The organism is Anaerococcus obesiensis (assembly GCF_016599815.1).
In the GTDB taxonomy this organism is placed as follows: domain Bacteria; phylum Bacillota; class Clostridia; order Tissierellales; family Peptoniphilaceae; genus Anaerococcus; species Anaerococcus vaginalis.
The window spans coordinates 1346635-1362628 of record NZ_CP067016.1 but is presented as its reverse complement, the minus strand read 5'-3'; the positions used below and the strand labels follow the sequence as shown (position 1 = coordinate 1362628).

Annotated in this window: 17 protein-coding genes, 2 tRNA genes and 2 pseudogenes; 2 read left to right on the top strand and 19 right to left on the bottom strand. The window is 27.0% G+C overall.

The window, feature by feature from the left end; genetic code table 11:
* Positions 1-5 precede the first annotated feature (5 nt).
* The 10 genes and pseudogenes from I6H46_RS06865 to I6H46_RS06830 all read right to left on the bottom strand — a co-directional run bounded on the left by I6H46_RS06865 (position 6) and on the right by I6H46_RS06830 (position 5925).
* Positions 6-1103 carry a type II secretion system F family protein gene (locus I6H46_RS06865; RefSeq protein WP_019117984.1) on the bottom strand — a complete coding sequence of 366 codons (1098 nt, stop codon included), beginning with the start codon at positions 1101-1103 and terminating at the stop codon, positions 6-8.
* On the bottom strand, positions 1104-1661 hold the full coding sequence (gene frr / locus I6H46_RS06860; RefSeq protein WP_004838543.1) for a ribosome recycling factor: 558 nt from the start codon (positions 1659-1661) through the stop codon (positions 1104-1106).
* Positions 1651-2373 (bottom strand): annotated as a pseudogene (gene pyrH, locus I6H46_RS06855) (UMP kinase). The gene frr and the pseudogene pyrH overlap by 11 nt, the downstream one beginning before the upstream one ends.
* A 248-nt stretch (positions 2374-2621) precedes the next feature.
* Positions 2622-3179, bottom strand: a complete 558-nt coding sequence (locus I6H46_RS10055; protein ID WP_234287328.1) for an ABC transporter permease — start codon at positions 3177-3179, stop codon at positions 2622-2624.
* Positions 3180-3627: 448 nt separating this feature from the next.
* Complete coding sequence (locus I6H46_RS10050) at positions 3628-4080, bottom strand: ABC transporter permease (protein ID WP_234287327.1); 453 nt, start codon at positions 4078-4080, stop codon at positions 3628-3630.
* Positions 4081-4287: 207 nt separating this feature from the next.
* Entirely contained in the window at positions 4288-4458 is a 171-nt protein-coding gene (locus tag I6H46_RS10045) for a hypothetical protein (protein ID WP_234287326.1), read from the bottom strand.
* 45 nt (positions 4459-4503) lie between these two features.
* Complete coding sequence (locus tag I6H46_RS10320) at positions 4504-4638, bottom strand: hypothetical protein (RefSeq protein WP_267907439.1); 135 nt, start codon at positions 4636-4638, stop codon at positions 4504-4506.
* Between the two features lie 69 nt (positions 4639-4707).
* Positions 4708-5642 (bottom strand): annotated as a pseudogene (locus I6H46_RS06840) (ABC transporter ATP-binding protein).
* Between the two features lie 117 nt (positions 5643-5759).
* Positions 5760-5845 (bottom strand) — tRNA-Leu (locus I6H46_RS06835).
* A 3-nt stretch (positions 5846-5848) separates the two neighbouring features.
* A tRNA-His gene (locus I6H46_RS06830) sits at positions 5849-5925 on the bottom strand.
* A gap of 327 nt (positions 5926-6252) precedes the next feature.
* Here I6H46_RS06830 and I6H46_RS06825 point away from each other — a divergent pair.
* Together I6H46_RS06825 and I6H46_RS06820 are read left to right on the top strand one after the other, a co-directional pair.
* On the top strand, positions 6253-6849 hold the full coding sequence (locus I6H46_RS06825; RefSeq protein WP_200225707.1) for a regulatory protein RecX: 597 nt from the start codon (positions 6253-6255) through the stop codon (positions 6847-6849).
* Positions 6846-7121 (top strand): GIY-YIG nuclease family protein, encoded by a 276-nt coding sequence (locus I6H46_RS06820; RefSeq protein ID WP_019117987.1) that lies wholly within the window; start codon positions 6846-6848, stop codon positions 7119-7121. The genes I6H46_RS06825 and I6H46_RS06820 overlap by 4 nt, the downstream gene beginning before the upstream one ends.
* Here the strand turns inward: I6H46_RS06820 and I6H46_RS06815 are convergent.
* The 9 genes from I6H46_RS06815 to I6H46_RS06775 are packed head-to-tail and all read right to left on the bottom strand — an operon-like array spanning position 7118 to position 15977.
* Positions 7118-8044 (bottom strand): ribonuclease E/G, encoded by a 927-nt coding sequence (locus I6H46_RS06815; RefSeq protein ID WP_019117988.1) that lies wholly within the window; start codon positions 8042-8044, stop codon positions 7118-7120. The two genes, I6H46_RS06820 and I6H46_RS06815, sit on opposite strands and share 4 nt — an antisense overlap.
* Entirely contained in the window at positions 8041-8667 is a 627-nt protein-coding gene (locus I6H46_RS06810) for a hypothetical protein (protein ID WP_019117989.1), read from the bottom strand. Before I6H46_RS06810 ends, I6H46_RS06815 begins: the two co-directional genes overlap by 4 nt.
* Position 8668: 1 nt before the next feature.
* Positions 8669-12031, bottom strand: a complete 3363-nt coding sequence (locus I6H46_RS06805; RefSeq protein ID WP_019117990.1) for a penicillin-binding transpeptidase domain-containing protein — start codon at positions 12029-12031, stop codon at positions 8669-8671.
* Between the two features lie 11 nt (positions 12032-12042).
* On the bottom strand, positions 12043-12534 hold the full coding sequence (gene mreD / locus I6H46_RS06800; RefSeq protein ID WP_019117991.1) for a rod shape-determining protein MreD: 492 nt from the start codon (positions 12532-12534) through the stop codon (positions 12043-12045).
* Positions 12535-12543: 9 nt separating this feature from the next.
* Positions 12544-13374 carry a rod shape-determining protein MreC gene (gene mreC / locus I6H46_RS06795; protein WP_070641792.1) on the bottom strand — a complete coding sequence of 277 codons (831 nt, stop codon included), beginning with the start codon at positions 13372-13374 and terminating at the stop codon, positions 12544-12546.
* Between the two features lie 2 nt (positions 13375-13376).
* Entirely contained in the window at positions 13377-14390 is a 1014-nt protein-coding gene (gene mreB / locus I6H46_RS06790) for a rod shape-determining protein (protein WP_004838531.1), read from the bottom strand.
* A gap of 9 nt (positions 14391-14399) precedes the next feature.
* Entirely contained in the window at positions 14400-15080 is a 681-nt protein-coding gene (gene radC, locus I6H46_RS06785; RefSeq protein WP_019117992.1) for a RadC family protein, read from the bottom strand.
* Positions 15073-15591: a Gx transporter family protein gene (locus tag I6H46_RS06780; protein ID WP_019117993.1), complete on the bottom strand. Its 519-nt coding sequence runs from the start codon at positions 15589-15591 to the stop codon at positions 15073-15075. Before I6H46_RS06780 ends, radC begins: the two co-directional genes overlap by 8 nt.
* Positions 15588-15977 carry a NusG domain II-containing protein gene (locus I6H46_RS06775; protein ID WP_200225705.1) on the bottom strand — a complete coding sequence of 130 codons (390 nt, stop codon included), beginning with the start codon at positions 15975-15977 and terminating at the stop codon, positions 15588-15590. The genes I6H46_RS06780 and I6H46_RS06775 overlap by 4 nt, the downstream gene beginning before the upstream one ends.
* Positions 15978-15994 lie beyond the last annotated feature (17 nt).

The window sequence follows — 15994 nt, the reverse complement described above, 5'->3', positions numbered from 1 at the left end:
TCTCCTTAAAAATTAATGGCATTAACCGAATCAAACATTGGTATGGCAATAGAAAAAACTACAAATCCAACTACTAAAGCCATAAAAAGTATCAAAAAAGGTTCTGCTAATCTTGATATTCTTTTTAGTCTATAAATATATTCATTAGCATAATAATTAGAGGATTTTTTGAGAGATTTTGTCATATCTCCACTGTCTTCGCCTACCTTTATCATAGCTATAAATAATTTCGTAAAAACATTTTCCTTATCTAGAGAACTTGATAAATTATTTCCTAGTTTTAAGCTCTCCTCTACATTTGTTAGAATTTGTTTTAAATATTGATTTTTGAAAGAATTTTTTATTATATCAATGCTTTCTATAATATCTACATCGCCCTTTTTTAGGATATATAAAAGCGAAGAAATTTGGTATTCTATATTTAAAAGTCTAAATTTTTTAAAAAACATACTTTTAAAAAAGCTTTCATCAATTTTGTTTCTGTATTTATCTTTACGTCTTAGTAAAATTATTGTAAAAACAAAAATAAAAATTATTAATAAAATAAAAAAGCCATTTTTACTAAAAAAATCTGAAATATTTAAAAGAATTTTTGTAGCTATTGGTAAGCTTCTTGCATTTTCTTCAAAAACTTCTATAAAAGTAGGCATAACCTTTGTTAAAATAGTTATAACAACTCCTATAGTAACAATTAATAAAATTATAGGATAAATCAAAGCTTCACTTATTTGATTTTTGTTTTTACTTTCTTCGGTCATATATGTAGATAACTCATCAAGAATCTTTGAAAGATTTCCACTTGCATCTCCACTTTTTACAAAAGCTGTAACAATTGGTCCAAAGGATTTTTCTTCTTTTTTAAAAGCCACATAGGCTTCGTCTCCCTTTTTTAGGGCTAATGATACATTGACCAAAGCCTTGTTCAATTTCTTGTCAAGTCTTTGGTCAATTATTATCATTAAACTATCGTATAAGGATACCGATGAGTCAATAAGTAAACTTAATTGCTTTAAAAATAAGGATAAAATATTGGAATTTATCCTAGCTTTTCCTATATCCTTGTTTAAAAAAGCCTTCAGCTTATCAAATTTTATTTTATTCAATTAAACTTCAAGTAATTCTTTATTTTTGCTTTCAACAGTTTTTTCAACTTTATCGATATATTTTTTTGTAATTTTTTGTATATCTTCTTCTATTGAAAATAAATCATCTTCTGTTAAGTCTGCAGATTTTTCAGCTTTTTTTGCTATATCCATTGAATCTCTTCTTATATTTCTAATTTGAATTTTGCTATCTTCAGAATATTCAGAAACTTGCTTTGTAAGTTCTTTTCTTCTTTCCTCAGTCAAAGCTGGGAATGGAAGTCTAATTACTTCTCCATCATTTTGTGGATTTATTCCTAAATCAGATTTATTAATAGCCTTTTCAATTTCTTTAATATTAGATTTATCCCAAGGTTTAATAACTAAAAGTCTTGGCTCTGGTGTAGATATGGTTGCAGCTTGGTTAATTGGTGTTTGAGTTCCATAATATGAAAATGTAATTCCATCCAATATAGAATCATTAGCCCTACCTGCTCTAATTTTTGATATTCTAATTTCGAATGATTCACAAGCTTTTTTCATCGAAGCTTCAGTATCTTTAATAATCTTATCGTACATCAAAATTCTCCTTTACAATTGTACCAATTTCTTTTCCTTCAACTATTTTAACTAAATTTTCTGGATTATCGATTCCAAAAGCTAGGATTGGCATATCATTATCCATACACAAACTTGTTGCTGTAGAATCCATAATCTTTAATCTTTTTTGTAAAATTTCACTATAGGTTAATTTTTCATATTTAACTGCATCATCAAATTTATTAGGATCTTTGTCATAAATTCCATCAGTTCCTTTTTAGCCTAATAAAATCATATCAGCATTAATTTCCAAAGCCCTAAGAGATGCTGTTGTGTCAGTTGAGAAATATGGTAGACCAGTGCCTGCTGCAAAAATTACAATTCTTCCCTTTTCAAGGTGTCTTACAGCCCTTCTTCTTATGTAAGGCTCAGCAACTTCTTGCATATTAATTGCAGTCATAAGCCTTGTTTCAAGTCCCATTTTTTCAAGCGTATCTTGAACTCTAAGACCATTCATAACAGTTCCAAGCATTCCAATAGTATCACTTGTTGCTCGTTCAATATGTTGACCACTTCTGCCTCTCCAGAAATTTCCACCGCCAACAACTATGGCAATTTCAAGTCCCTTATCTCTAGCTTTTTTTATATTTTCGCAAATAAGATCAATAGTTTCATCATCAAAACCAAATCCCTTATCTTTTGCAAGTGCTTCTCCACTTAATTTTAAAACTACTCTTTTTATATCTCGCAAAACTTTTCCTCCTATTAGTAAAATTATATACTATTTTTTTATATTGATAAAGTTATAGCTAATAAAAATTTATTAAATAGTTTACTATGAATATAGATACCCATATTCAAAAAATTCTATCTATATCAAAAATGGAAAATTTTATATTTTATTATTTTATAGGATTTTATTAAATGACGAAAATTTATCTAATACTAAACTTATCAAAGCAAAAATTATTCCAAATCCTACAAGAATATAAATATTATTTAAAAATATTTCTTTTGAAAATCATTTGCTATCATATTATTGTTTGCTACATAATAAAAGCTTGGAAAAACTCTAGCTAATAAAAGGGCGTTTTTACTTAAAATCTCTTGAGGTACAAAAACCCCTGTTAAAAATGATGAGCCTAGAGCAAATATATTCATTACAGCCATCATAATATTGCTATTACTTATTAATTTCGAAATAAAAAGAGCAAGACTAACTGTAGATAAGGCAAAAATCAATGAATTTATCATCATATATATTATTCTGTTGGATAAATCTTCTTTCCCATTTAAAACAAAAAATGCAATGATATAAAGAATCCAAGAAAAAATAGCAAAACAAATATTACCCAAAAGTATTTGCAAATTTCTTTTTGTTTTACTTAAAGGAGAAATCAAATTTCTTTGACTGATATTTTTATTTTTATAAGTCAGGCTAACCAAAGAAACTACCAAAATTATCTGACTTAAAAATACATAAGATAAAAAGTTAAAGAAAAATAAAATTTTTTCAGGTATAATTTGACCCTTATCTTTTTTTAGAGAAATTTTCACTTTCTTTTGAAAATCTTTCTTCGTATTTTTGATTGCATCATTAAGATTTAAACCTGCTTTTTCATAAAGCGAAATTTGATCTAAATATAAGTTTACTGATTCTTTTACATATTGATAATATTTTGCACTTTGGCTCTTTTTATTTCAACTTTTCTTTCTTTATCAAAATTTTCTGGAATTTTTATATAGGCTGTTACTATTCCATAAAATAAATTATCATCAATATTTTTCCTTTAAGATCAACAATTTTATTTTCTTTTTCCATATATGTAATAAAAGATTTTGATAAATCACTTTGGCATGAGTCTTCTATATAAATTTTTGCCTTTTCTTTTTATAAACATTGGAATTGGTATTAGTAGAATTAGAAAATATAAGTAAGGACATAAAAATTATTGTGTATAAGGCTATTGCCTTTGTATGTCCTCTTATTATTTTAAAATAATTTTTAAATACTATCATATTGTCTACCCCTTGTTAATAAATAAGAAATCAATCCAAATAGCAAAGTCAAAAACAATAAATATCCTATATTCTCCCAATACCTATCCAAAGTATCATAATAATAAAGACTATAAATTCCATCATTAATTAAGCTTGCTGGATTAAGTTTGTTTATTATAGGATAATTTTCTTGGATTAATATTTTCACATCAGAATTCATCATTCCAGCCAGGTATGAAAAAAGCATGCTTACAGCTATTCCTATTCCACTTTTTATTTCTATACTAGCCTTATTGGATAAGCCGATTAAACACCCAAACAAGACTCCAAATAAACTTGCAAGACCTATAAGAAATATTAAAAGACCTAACTTATTAGAAAAATCTATTTTATAAATTTTATTAAAAAATAAAATTGTAAATAAGACTATGGAAAAGTTTATTATAAATCCTGCCAAAATTGATGCTGAAAGGCTTATTGATTTTTTATAGGAGCTATTGCATTTCTTTTTGCAAGACTTGATAGGTTTGCTTCATAATTATAAATAACCAAAAGTCCAAAACTAAATCCATACAATGCCTGCATGCCAATAAGAGCATAGAAAAATGTGTTAACAATATTTATATTTTCTTTGAAATATTCTTTATATGGTTTGAACTTTCAGTTAATATCTTGGGATTAAAACTAGGATTTTTCTAAAAATTTTCTTTGCCATAATCCCTTTTCTAAGATAAGCATTCAAAATACTTTCAACAATCGATTCATATAGACCTGATTTTTTAAATTCTACTTTGTCATAATCTTTTATGTAGGCAGTGATTTTTTCATCATCCATCTTTTTTTATCACAAATTTTAAATATTTTTCTTTTTCTAATGTTTTCAAAAATCATCAAAATATTTATCATCTCTCAAACCATCTTTTACAACAACATTAATAGGCTCAAATTTCATTGAATTTTTTATATTACCAAGAGCAATATTAAAGAAAAATCCCAAGATTAAAGGAAATATCAAAGACCAAAAATAAGACTTTTATCCCTAATTAAAACTTTAAAAGTATTTTTAAAACTGTGAACGAACATACTAATCCCTCAATTCTTTTCCAGTCAATTCAAGAAATACATCATTTAAACTAGGTCTACTTGAGCTTAGATGGTCATATTTTGTTTCAAATGAATTTAATATATCAACAAGATTTAAAATATTTGAATCTTTAGAAAAACTTAATTTACAATTTCTTCCCTTTATAGAAAAATCAATCAAAGAATCCATAGCTTTTATTTTTCAATCAAGTCATCTGATAAATCATCAGATTCAAAAGAAATTTTTCCTTTAAATTTATGGTATCCTTTAAGCTTTCAGCATCGCCTTTTGCAATTATTTTTCCCTTATCAAGAATAACAATGTAATCACAAAGGCTTTCAACCTCATCCATATAATGAGAAGTGTAGATAATGCTTGCTCCATCTTCATTTAACTTTTTTATCCCTTCCAAAATATTATTTCTAGATTGAGGATCAACTGCAACAGTAGGTTCATCAAAAATAATTAAGTCAGGCTTATGAGCTATTCCACAAGCAATATTTAACCTTCTTAGAAGTCCACCAGATAATTGCTTAGGTTTAAATTTAACAAAATCACCAAGACCAACAAGATCTATAGTTTTTTTTACGAGAATTTTTCTTTTATTTTATCTTTTATGTATAGACCGCAAAAATAATCTATATTTTCATAAACATTAAGCTCATCATAAACACCAACATCTTGAAAAACTACACCAATTTTTTCTTAATATTAAATGAATCAGCAGTCATTTCTTCGCCAAAAATTTTAATAGAGCCTCCATCATTTTTTAGTAAAGAAAGAATGCAAGAAATGCTAGTAGATTTTCCAGAACCATTAGGTCCCAAAAGCCCCAAAATTTCTCCTTCATATAAATCCAAATCCAAATTATCAACAGCAATAAAATCTTTATATTTTTTAACCAAAGACCTAACTTCAATAACTTTATTAACCATGATTTTTCTCCTTTTATTTATTTTAGCATATAAGAATGAGTAAAAATATTATAAAAATGTAAAAATATTGTAAAAATAAGCACAAAAAAAGACGTTATTGCTAACGTCTATATTTCTTGGTGCGGGATAAAGGAGTTGAACCTTCACGAGAAAATCTCACTAGATCCTAAGTCTAGCGCGTCTGCCAATTCCGCCAATCCCGCGTATGGGGTGAGTAGAGAGATTCGAACTCTCGATCTCCTGGGCCACAACCAGGTGTCTTAACCAACTGGACCATACCCACCAAATAAATAACTTACTATACAAGTATACATCCAATCAAATCACTTGTCAAGCAAAGTGTAAAATATTCAAAATATTTTTACATTTTACAAGGGCCTTTCTCTTTCGACTTATATATAATACCACTAATAAAAATTTAATGCAAATTTATTTTTATTTTAAAGTTTTACAAAAAATATCTCTTATAGTAAAATACTGTTAAGAAAGATAGATTTAGAGGTGATTTTATGAAGAAAAAATCTAATAGCAAAATGATTTTAAAAATTTTTGCTGTTGTAATTGTTTTGTCTATGGTTATTCCTATTATTATGAATGCTGTTGAATCATTATGATTGTTGAAAATATTGAATATTCTGATAAATATAATTTGGTAAAAATTACCATTTCAAATGAATTTTTTTATATTTCTTATGATTTTTTTAATGATTTAGCTTTATCTATTGGAGCGGTTATTGATTTTGATTTGTATAAGGAAATTTTAAGGGAAAATGACTTTAATAGATGTAAAAATGAAGCTTTAAAACAATTATCTTACGGTGCAAAGACTTCTTTCGATTTGAAAAAAAAATTGAAAGAAAAAAAATTCAATAATGATTCGATTTCTAGGGTTATTGATTTTTTGACTGAATATAATTTAATTGATGATAAAGCTTATGTGAAATCTTATATAAATGATAAATCAAGGATAAATAATTGGTCTAAGGGTAAAATTAGATACAAACTAAAGGCAAAATTTATTGATGATAGTTTAATTGATACTTATTTGGATGAAATTTCCTATGATGAAGAGTATGAAAAAGCTTATGATGCAGGTCTTAACAAAAAAGAAAGTGTAAATGATAAAAATAAGGTATATAGATTTCTTGCTTCTAGGGGATTTTCTTATGATATTATAAGTGATGTGTTGGGTGATTTGTTCAAATGAAAAATGCTTTTGTTTATATTTTAAGATGTTCTGATGGAAGTCTTTACACTGGTTGGACAAATAATTTACAAAATAGATTGGAAAAACACAACAAGGGAATTGGCGCAAAATATACAAGAGCAAGAAGACCTTGTAAACTAGTTTTTTATAAAGAAGTTTCTGATAAAAGTAAGGCTATGAAAATTGAATATAGAATAAAAAGATTAAACAAAAAATTCAAAGAAAATATTGTAAATAATTTTGATAGAAAAAAATTAGAGCTTATTGATTAGATAAGCTCTTTTTCTTTTAATTTTTTATAAAGACTTTCTCCTCTTCTTTTTATTGACAATTCAAATAGTCCCATATTTGTAAATCCATATATTTCGTAAGTGTCAAAATATTTTTTTATATTTTCGTTTATTTTATCAATCAATTGATCATTTTTACTAGATTTTAAAAAATCTATAACTACCATTCCGCCAATATTTCTAAGATTTAAATTGTAAAAAATAAAATCTACCAAATCTTCATTAACCTTATAATAAAAATCATCCTTGTCCATAGTTGATTTTTTCTTTGATGAATTCACATCAATAAAGCAAAGCGTTTCAAGATCATTGATTATTATTGATAAATCATCTTTATAAATCTTTTTTTCCTTAATGCTTTTTATTGAATCTGAAATTATTTTATTATTTTTTATATCTAGTTCAACAAGTTCCAAATCTTTATTTTTTTCACAATATAAGTCAAATTCATTGTAAGTTTTCAAGAGTTTTGGAGAAGGCGTGAAATTTTCTTCATTTATTAATTTTTCTTTAAGTTCAAGTAATTTATTATAATTTTCATGGTTTTTCTTTCTATCTTTTTTTAATTTTGGAAATCCCTTATTTTTGAACCTATACAAATAATAATCTTCATTTTCGATTCTAAAATTTGCACTCATAGTTGCTAATTTATCGTCAAATTCTTCTTTAATAATCTGGCAAATTACACTATCTCCAATTTTGAATTTTTTATTTGATTTTAAAAAAGCCTTTTTGCCATCATCATACAACAAAAAATAAGCATTAATAGAATCAATTTTATTTACTACTTTTGCCCTATAAATATTGAACAAGTAAGGAGAATAAAATTTTAATTCAATAAGCTTGTTATCGACAATTTTACCAAAGGCTTTTTCTTTATAATCTACAAAAATATATGATTTCATTTCGCTAATTTCTTCTTTAATTTTTCAAAAAATCCAATTTTTTCGATATTTTCATTTTTATCATCCAAAAGATTTAAAATAATATTTTCATAAGATGTATCTTTTGATTTTAACCCTAAAAATTTTGAAGATTTAGCAAAAATTTCATCTCTATATTCCCTAATATCAAAATATTTGTCATAAGTTTCGATAAAAAAGTAATCAGAATCAAAGTCTTCATTAATTTCACTTTCATCAGTAATTTGAATTATTTTTTTATCATCTATTAACTCTTTATCTAAACCATTTACAATAAGAACATCATAATAATTTATTTTTCCCAAAAGACTTGATATATCTTCTTTTTTTATTTTATATTTTGAATTTATTAAAGGAGCTATGGCAAAATCTATATTTTCACAAGTTTTTCTAATAATTTTTTCAAGACCTACAAGGTCAAGGAAATAATCACATATATCGTATGTGATCATTCCTCCCATATCAAATAAATCTTCAATATTACAATCCTTGTTTCTTTCAAATGATAGAATCAAAACAGACTTATCCTTAGATAAAATTTTTGAAAAATCTTTTATAAATTTTAATTCATTTTGATTTTTTGAATTTATTAAATATATGTCCATTTTATTCTCCTTGTGTATTTTCTTGATTATTACCTTCGGTTTTTACTTTATTGAGAAGATTTTGCTTATCTGGATTTATTTTTATATCAAAATATTTGCAAACTATGTCTCTAAAAATTGGTGAAACATTAAATGATGTTGCCCCTTGAGTTAAAATTATTGATATTGCAATTTCTGGATCATCGTATGGAGCAAATCCAATCATCCATGCATAAGGGTCGTAACCACTTCCATCTGGATTTTTACCTTCAACTTCTGCTGTTCCTGTTTTTACTCCAACTTCAAGAGGCATTCTATTTAAAATAGCATTATTTTGAGCAACTAACAAGGTACCATATTTTATATCTTCCAAATATTTATCATCTTTAATAGAAATTTTCTTATGCTTTACTTGATTTTGATATAAAATATCTTTCGAATTATGGTTTGTTACTTCTTTTATTAATGTATATTTATTTAAATAACCACCATTTGATATTGTAGACATAACTCTATTCATTTGTAGTGGCGTGTATGAATTTTGCCCTTGTCCTATAACTATATTTAACATATCTGTTATATCCCATTTCGCTTGATTTAGATAAGTAAATTTTAAAGTATCAGCAAGACCTGCCCTATCATCTTTTTTAATTTCTAATGGTTCATAACCCATTTTATCAATCATTTCAATTAATTTTTTTCTATTTATAGAATTTGGATTATCCGCTAATTTTACAAGTTCATTTTTATCATTTTCAATATCAGATTTTGTTTTTTTAACATTTTTTTTCAAATATTTTTTTATATTTTTATCAAGGTACTTCTTCATTAATGATTTTGTAACTTCTAATTTCTTTTCGACAGATGGTATATTTCCACTTGATTCCTGTGGAATATTTATTTCTATTCCAGAAGTTTCATCTAATCCCAAAGTACTAGCAGCTTTTTTTACATCACTTAGTTCAAGCTTAAATCCAAGGCTTTTGCCAGTAGATGGATTTTCTCCCAAAGCCAAACAATAAAAGTAATAGTTACATGAATCTCTAATTGCATCATATAAATTTTCTTCTCCATGAGTTGTACCAGTTGTTGACCAAATTAAACAAGAAAATCTCCTACTTCCTATATCCATAAAACCATTACAATAATTTGTCATTTGTGGATTTAATCCTTTTTCCAAAGCCGCCAAAGAAGTTACTAATTTAAAAGTAGATCCAGGCATAACAGCAGTCTGACTTGCCACATTTAACATAGGTCTTGCTGCTAGCACAGATGAACCATCATCTACTTGTAAGCTTTCCCAATCAGAAGAAGAAATTCCAGTAGAAAATAAATTAGGATCATAACTTGGATATGAAGCCATTGCAAGAACTTCTCCAGTTTTTACATTACTTACAACAACTGCTCCATTTGTTGAATAAGGAGCAATTTCGCTAGTATTAAAATTCCCATATTCAGATTCATAGGTTTTACCTGTTCTAATTGATTCTAGAACTTTTGAAAGAGATTTTTCTGCTTGCGCTTGCAAATTAGCATCTATAGAAAGATAAACATCATTTCCTGGTTCTGATGGAGTTTTTGATAATGTTTCAATTCTATTTCCTGATGAATCAACCGTTACAATACTTTTTCCATTTTTTCCTCTGAGAGTATCTTGATATGATTCTTCGATTCCAGTTTTGCCGACAATTTCATCTCTTAAATATGAATCTTTTTTTACATATTTTTCCACTTCTTCATCGGTTGCAATTGGTCCCATGTAGCCTAAAACGTGGCTTGCCAAATTTCTATTTGGATAAGATCTTATAGGAATTGTTGCCACACTAATTCCCTTTGATTTGTCAATATTTTCTTCAATTCTTAGAACAGTCGAATCATCTAAATTATAAACTAAATTAATTGGTCTAAAACCAAATGAGCCTTGCCTATTAATAATGCTATCGATTGTCAAAATTCCACAAGCCTCATAGTCATTGTCATTTTTTATATCTGATACTGATTTTATATAATCAAGAACTTCTTTTGCGCTTTTTGCTTTATTTAGTTTTTTTACAACCTTATCTCGACTTTCATTTTTATCTCTGCTTGCATAATATTCAAAGAAATCTTTTTTGGCAACATTAAAAGTATAATCCCATTTGCTAGGCTTATCTTCTGAAATATCGATTGATGGATAGACGTTATTTATAGCATTAGCATTTTGTGCCAAATATTTTAAATCTTTATCTAAGATTACGCCCTTCAATAATTTATGTTTATCAGCAAGATTTGCCAATTCTTCTGCTGGATCTCCAGCTTGAGAATTTTTAAATTTTATATCAACAGAATATATATTTTTTTTATCTTTTGTTTCGGTTTTTACTTCTGTTGTAAAGTTTGCATATATACCTTTGTTTTCCAATTTTTCTATCAAAATATCTGCTGGAATTAGGTAAGAGCCATCTTCTTCATTTAAGCTTGCTGATTTTAAAAATTCTTTGATTGAAGATTTTTTTACAATTTCATAAAAATCATCACTAGCTTTTGTATCTAATTTTATTTCTGGATAGCCATCATTTAAACTAGCTTTTTTTTGTATGAGCTTTTCATCTGCCATCAAACTATAATCTTTTAAAATCACATTAGATTCTAAATTTTTTTCTTTTAAAATATTATAAGTTAATAATCTTGCTTGATTATTTTCAAGTATATTTTTTATAACAGACTTATCGTCGCCAATTGCACTAACAACAACGTCAAGAGGATCATCTTTTGTGCTATGACCTAATGCTTTTAATTTTTCTTTTGCATTTTCCTTATATACTAAATTAAGTTTATTATTTTTTTGCTTAACTAATATAGGAATGTCTATTCCTCTTTTTTTCAAGGCAAGAAGGGCAGTTTTTATTGTTTCATATTTTATCCCATCTTTGTTGCTAAAAGATCCTACTATTTCTCTTGTTAATTTTTTTTCAACTATTATATCAACAATTTTATCTTCTGGTGATTTTTCTTCTTTGAAATAATCATCCTCACTTTTGTATTGGAATGAATTTAGTCTAATATCAAAATCATTTTGGTAATTTACACCTGCTTCTTCCAAAATATTTACCAAAGAATTTACAGCCTTTATCCTATCTTCATCATCCAAGCTTGTAAGTTTATCTTTATATAATTGCACAGCAAAAGATGGAACTGTTGTAGCAAGAACATTTCCATTTCTGTCTAAAATATCTCCTCTACTTGCAATTTCATCAACTTCTTGAACTTTTCTATTATCTGATAAATCTCTGTAATGTTCTCCTTGATTTATCATAAGGATAAATAATTTTACAAAAATAGCAAGAAACATTAGACCAAAAACTATTTGCAAAATAGTTATTCTATTTTCTTTTTGTTTTCTCAAAACTTACACCCCTATATCCTATATGTTGGAATATACATTAGTTTTTTTATTATTATATGATAGATTAAATACATTAAAGTATTCAATAAAGCTTCTACCAAAATTGGTACAAATAAATAATTTTTAATAACAACTATATCCCCATTAAAAATATATGTTATTAAACTTACAAATAAAAAGTTTAATATAGTAAAAACAAAAGTTAAAATCAAACCTGTTTTTTTATCGCTACTAAATCTAAACTTTTCATCTCCAACTACATGACCTATCAAAAAATATGATAAAGCTCTTACACCAATTATTTTTGAAAACATAAGATCTTCCAACAAACCAATAACAAGCCCCGTATAAGAAGCACTCTTAGACCCAAGTGTTAAGGATAAACATATTACAAATGCAACTATAATATTGATATTTGCTCCAAATATATCCACCTTAGAAAAGACGCTAACTTGTAGGATAAAAGAAATAAAAGCTATTAAAAATGTTTTAAATTTATTCATATATCCACCTTACTTTCTAAGAACCAAAACCCTATACAAATGGGTAAAATCTGCTGGCGAATCAATAGTTACATTTTTTCTTAGAGAATCCTTGCTCATAATTACATTAGAAATTTCTCCCAAATATAAACCCTTAGGATAAACTCCCCCTATACCACTTGTAATTAATGTATCAGAATTTTTAACATCACTAGAAACTTCTAGCATATAACCACTAATTTTTTTGTTTTTATAATCATCAATAACCCCATAATCTCCACTTCTAGAATTAATAAATGAAACGTCATTTGATGAATTTTTGATTGTTTCAACCTTGCTTGTTGTTGAATTTACCTTTACAACTTTTCCTATAACAGCAGATGAATACTCGCTATTTCCTATAGCTTGCAAAATTACATCATTAACTTTTATCCCGTCTTTTTTACCCTTGTCTATAAAAAATGATTCTTGCATACTTTTTACATCAGAATTAATAACTTGAGCTTTGACGTATTCATATTTTTGATTTTTTATAGCATCATTTTCAGCTTTCAAAAAATCTTTTCTATTAATAACTTCCATTAAGTTAGCATTTTCTTTTAAAAGATTTTGATTTTCTATCTTTAATTTTTCAACTTCGGCTCTTGTTTGCTTTGAACCAATAGTATCTTCTATAGCTTTAATTATTTCTGAAGTTATTGAATAAGAAGCTTTGTTTACGGGCTTGAATATGGTATTTGTTATATTATTACCAGCCTCTACCAAATCATCAGTAAGGCTTGATGTAAATATCAACAATACTAACAAAATAACCGTTATAAAAAAATGTTTATTGTTTTTTTTCTTTCTTCTATAAGCCATACTTACCTACTTTGATATTTTAAAAATCTATCTGGATTTTCCATAATTAAGCCTGCACCTTTTATAGCATCTAATTCTGGCTTGTCAGATATTTTCGCCTTTAAATTTATTATTTTTTCAATATATTCACGAAGACCTCTAACATTTGCCATACCTCCAGTCATTAAAAATCCATCATTTTTAATATCACTGGATAATTCTGGCGGTGTTTTTTCCATTACCAAATAAATCATCTCTATTAGACTATCAGCAAATTCGCTTATGCAAGGTGCTATTTCTTCACTTGTAACTTTTATTCTTTTAGGTTGAGCATCTTTTACATCTCTACCTTCAACTTCCATTCCTATATCCTTATCTTTAAGTCTAAGTGATAGCAATTCCTTTTTAATAAGCTCTGCTGTATTTATACCTACTTCGATTTTTTTCTTTTCTCTCAAAAAATTTTGGATATTTTTATCGATGTCATCTCCGCCCATTTTTAAAGTTTTACTAGCAACAATTCCATTAAGGCTTATTACGCAAATCTCACTTGTTCCAGCCCCAAGATTTAAAGTCAAAATACCTCTTGGATCTTCTGGAGTAAGTCCAACTCCAAAACAAGCCGCAAGTGATTCATCAACCATTATTACATCCCTACTTCCAGCATGCAAAGAAGCATCTTCGACAGCTCTTTGTTCAATGTCAGTAATACCACTAGGAACGCAAACAACAACTCTTGGTTGAACAACCGAAAACCCAGGATTTATTTTTTGGAAAAAATAATTTAACATTGCCTCAGTTAAATTAAAATCAGATATAACACCCTTTTCAATAGGTCTTTGTACTATAATTTCATCAGGAGTTTTTCCAATCATTTCCTTAGCTTGTTGACCAATAGCTTTTATTTCCTTATTTTGGTGGTCAAGAACTAAAACAGATGGTTCAGAAATTACAACCCCTTCATTTTTCTTAAAAACTTTAATACAGCTGGTACCCAAATCAATTGCTAGGTCTTCTGCCATAATTCTAAAATTCATTTTATTCTCCTATATAATATTTTCTTGTCTAAAACTAAAATATTTATTATTGCCAATAATAATATGATCTAATACTTTTATATCCAAAATTTCTCCTGCTTTAACCAATCTTTGAGTAATCTCTTTATCATTACAAGAAGGATTTGGATTTCCACTTGGGTGGTTATGTACAAAAATCACAGAATTTGCACTCTTTTTTACAGCCGAAATAAAACATTCCCTAGGATTAACAATAGAAGAGTTAAGATCCCCAGTAGAAATCAACTCCTTGCTAATAATCACATTTTTTGTATCTAATAATATAGCATAGAAATGTTCTTTTTTTGTGTCTATAAATTTATTTTTCATTAAATTAAAAACATCCTCACAAGAATTAATACTTGTGATTTCCTTATTAACAATTTTCTCAGTAAGTCTTTTACCAAGCTGGATAGCGGCAATAATTTTACTAGCCTTGGCAAGTTTTATCCCATCAATTCCATTTAATTGCTCAATACTTATAGACAAAAGCTCCTCGCTAGAAAAAGTATTTAAAATTTCTCTAGCAAGTTCAATAGCATTTTTCTTCTTAGAGCCCGTTTCGATAAGAATTGCTAACAGCTCCTCATCACTCAAACTTGCATATCCTTCATTTTTCAACTTTTCCCTTGGTCTTTGACTAAGGTCCAAATCTTTGATTTTTTTATTCATTTATAACACCAAGTTTCTTTAAATGCTCAATTATAAAATTAGAACTCAAACCAACAAAAAATCCAGTAAAAATTCCTATAAAAACTAAAACTGGAAAATAATAAAACATCTTTATATTTTGCATAAAAAATATTGCAACAATAATTTGACCTAAATTATGAAAAAAAGCACCAATTTCACTTACTCCAATGAGTGAAAAATCATCATCTACCTTTTTAAGTGAAAAATACATAGCAGTTGTAGAAAAAATAGCTCCAACAAAAGAATAGAAAAAACTCATTACTGATCCAGTAATCAAAACCAACAAAAAAGATTTCAATATACTTACAGCTAAAGCCTTTTTATAATCATAAATATAAATAGCAACTAATATTATTATATTCGAAAAACCAAGCCTAGCACCAGGAATTGGAACAGGCATTGGAACCATAGATTCAATCAAAGAAATAGCAAGAGATAAAGCGACAAAAAGCGATAAATTTACATATACTTTTAAAGTTTTATTATTCATCCAACCACCTTATCAATTTCTTCCTCATTGCTATCCTCTTTTTCAGAAACAATTTCTAAAATCAATCTATGAGGAAGGCAAACTATAGTTTCTCCAACTTTTTTTATACTAGGCATGTGAGTACAAAGCAAATCTCTACAATTAGCTTCCTTCATACTAACTTGCCCATTTTTTATCTCAACAATATTAAATTCATCATCGTCAATTTTAATTTTAAATTTTTTATCTTTATTAAGTGGATATTTACCATATTCTTTCCCATTAAGCTCAACTCTCAAATAATTTCCATCTTCTCCCGACTTAATTTTTTGCACAAAAAAAGCCATACTCAAGCTTAATAATAAAAGTAATAAAATTACAATAATATCTCTTTTTTTTAATTTCATATCTACCTCTTATAAGA

What these genes read in the sequence shown, in the direction of transcription:
- frr (WP_004838543.1), bottom strand. Translation starts at nt 1,661, where the DNA reads ATGTACGATAAGATTATTAAAGATACTGAAGCTTCGATGAAAAAAGCT.
- I6H46_RS10045 (WP_234287326.1), bottom strand. Translation starts at nt 4,458, where the DNA reads ATGGATGATGAAAAAATCACTGCCTACATAAAAGATTATGACAAAGTA.
- I6H46_RS06825 (WP_200225707.1), top strand. Translation starts at nt 6,253, where the DNA reads ATGATTGTTGAAAATATTGAATATTCTGATAAATATAATTTGGTAAAA.
- I6H46_RS06820 (WP_019117987.1), top strand. Translation starts at nt 6,846, where the DNA reads ATGAAAAATGCTTTTGTTTATATTTTAAGATGTTCTGATGGAAGTCTT.
- I6H46_RS06815 (WP_019117988.1), bottom strand. Translation starts at nt 8,044, where the DNA reads ATGAAATCATATATTTTTGTAGATTATAAAGAAAAAGCCTTTGGTAAA.
- I6H46_RS06810 (WP_019117989.1), bottom strand. Translation starts at nt 8,667, where the DNA reads ATGGACATATATTTAATAAATTCAAAAAATCAAAATGAATTAAAATTT.
- mreD (WP_019117991.1), bottom strand. Translation starts at nt 12,534, where the DNA reads ATGAATAAATTTAAAACATTTTTAATAGCTTTTATTTCTTTTATCCTA.
- mreC (WP_070641792.1), bottom strand. Translation starts at nt 13,374, where the DNA reads ATGGCTTATAGAAGAAAGAAAAAAAACAATAAACATTTTTTTATAACG.
- mreB (WP_004838531.1), bottom strand. Translation starts at nt 14,390, where the DNA reads ATGAATTTTAGAATTATGGCAGAAGACCTAGCAATTGATTTGGGTACC.
- radC (WP_019117992.1), bottom strand. Translation starts at nt 15,080, where the DNA reads ATGAATAAAAAAATCAAAGATTTGGACCTTAGTCAAAGACCAAGGGAA.
- I6H46_RS06780 (WP_019117993.1), bottom strand. Translation starts at nt 15,591, where the DNA reads ATGAATAATAAAACTTTAAAAGTATATGTAAATTTATCGCTTTTTGTC.
- I6H46_RS06775 (WP_200225705.1), bottom strand. Translation starts at nt 15,977, where the DNA reads ATGAAATTAAAAAAAAGAGATATTATTGTAATTTTATTACTTTTATTA.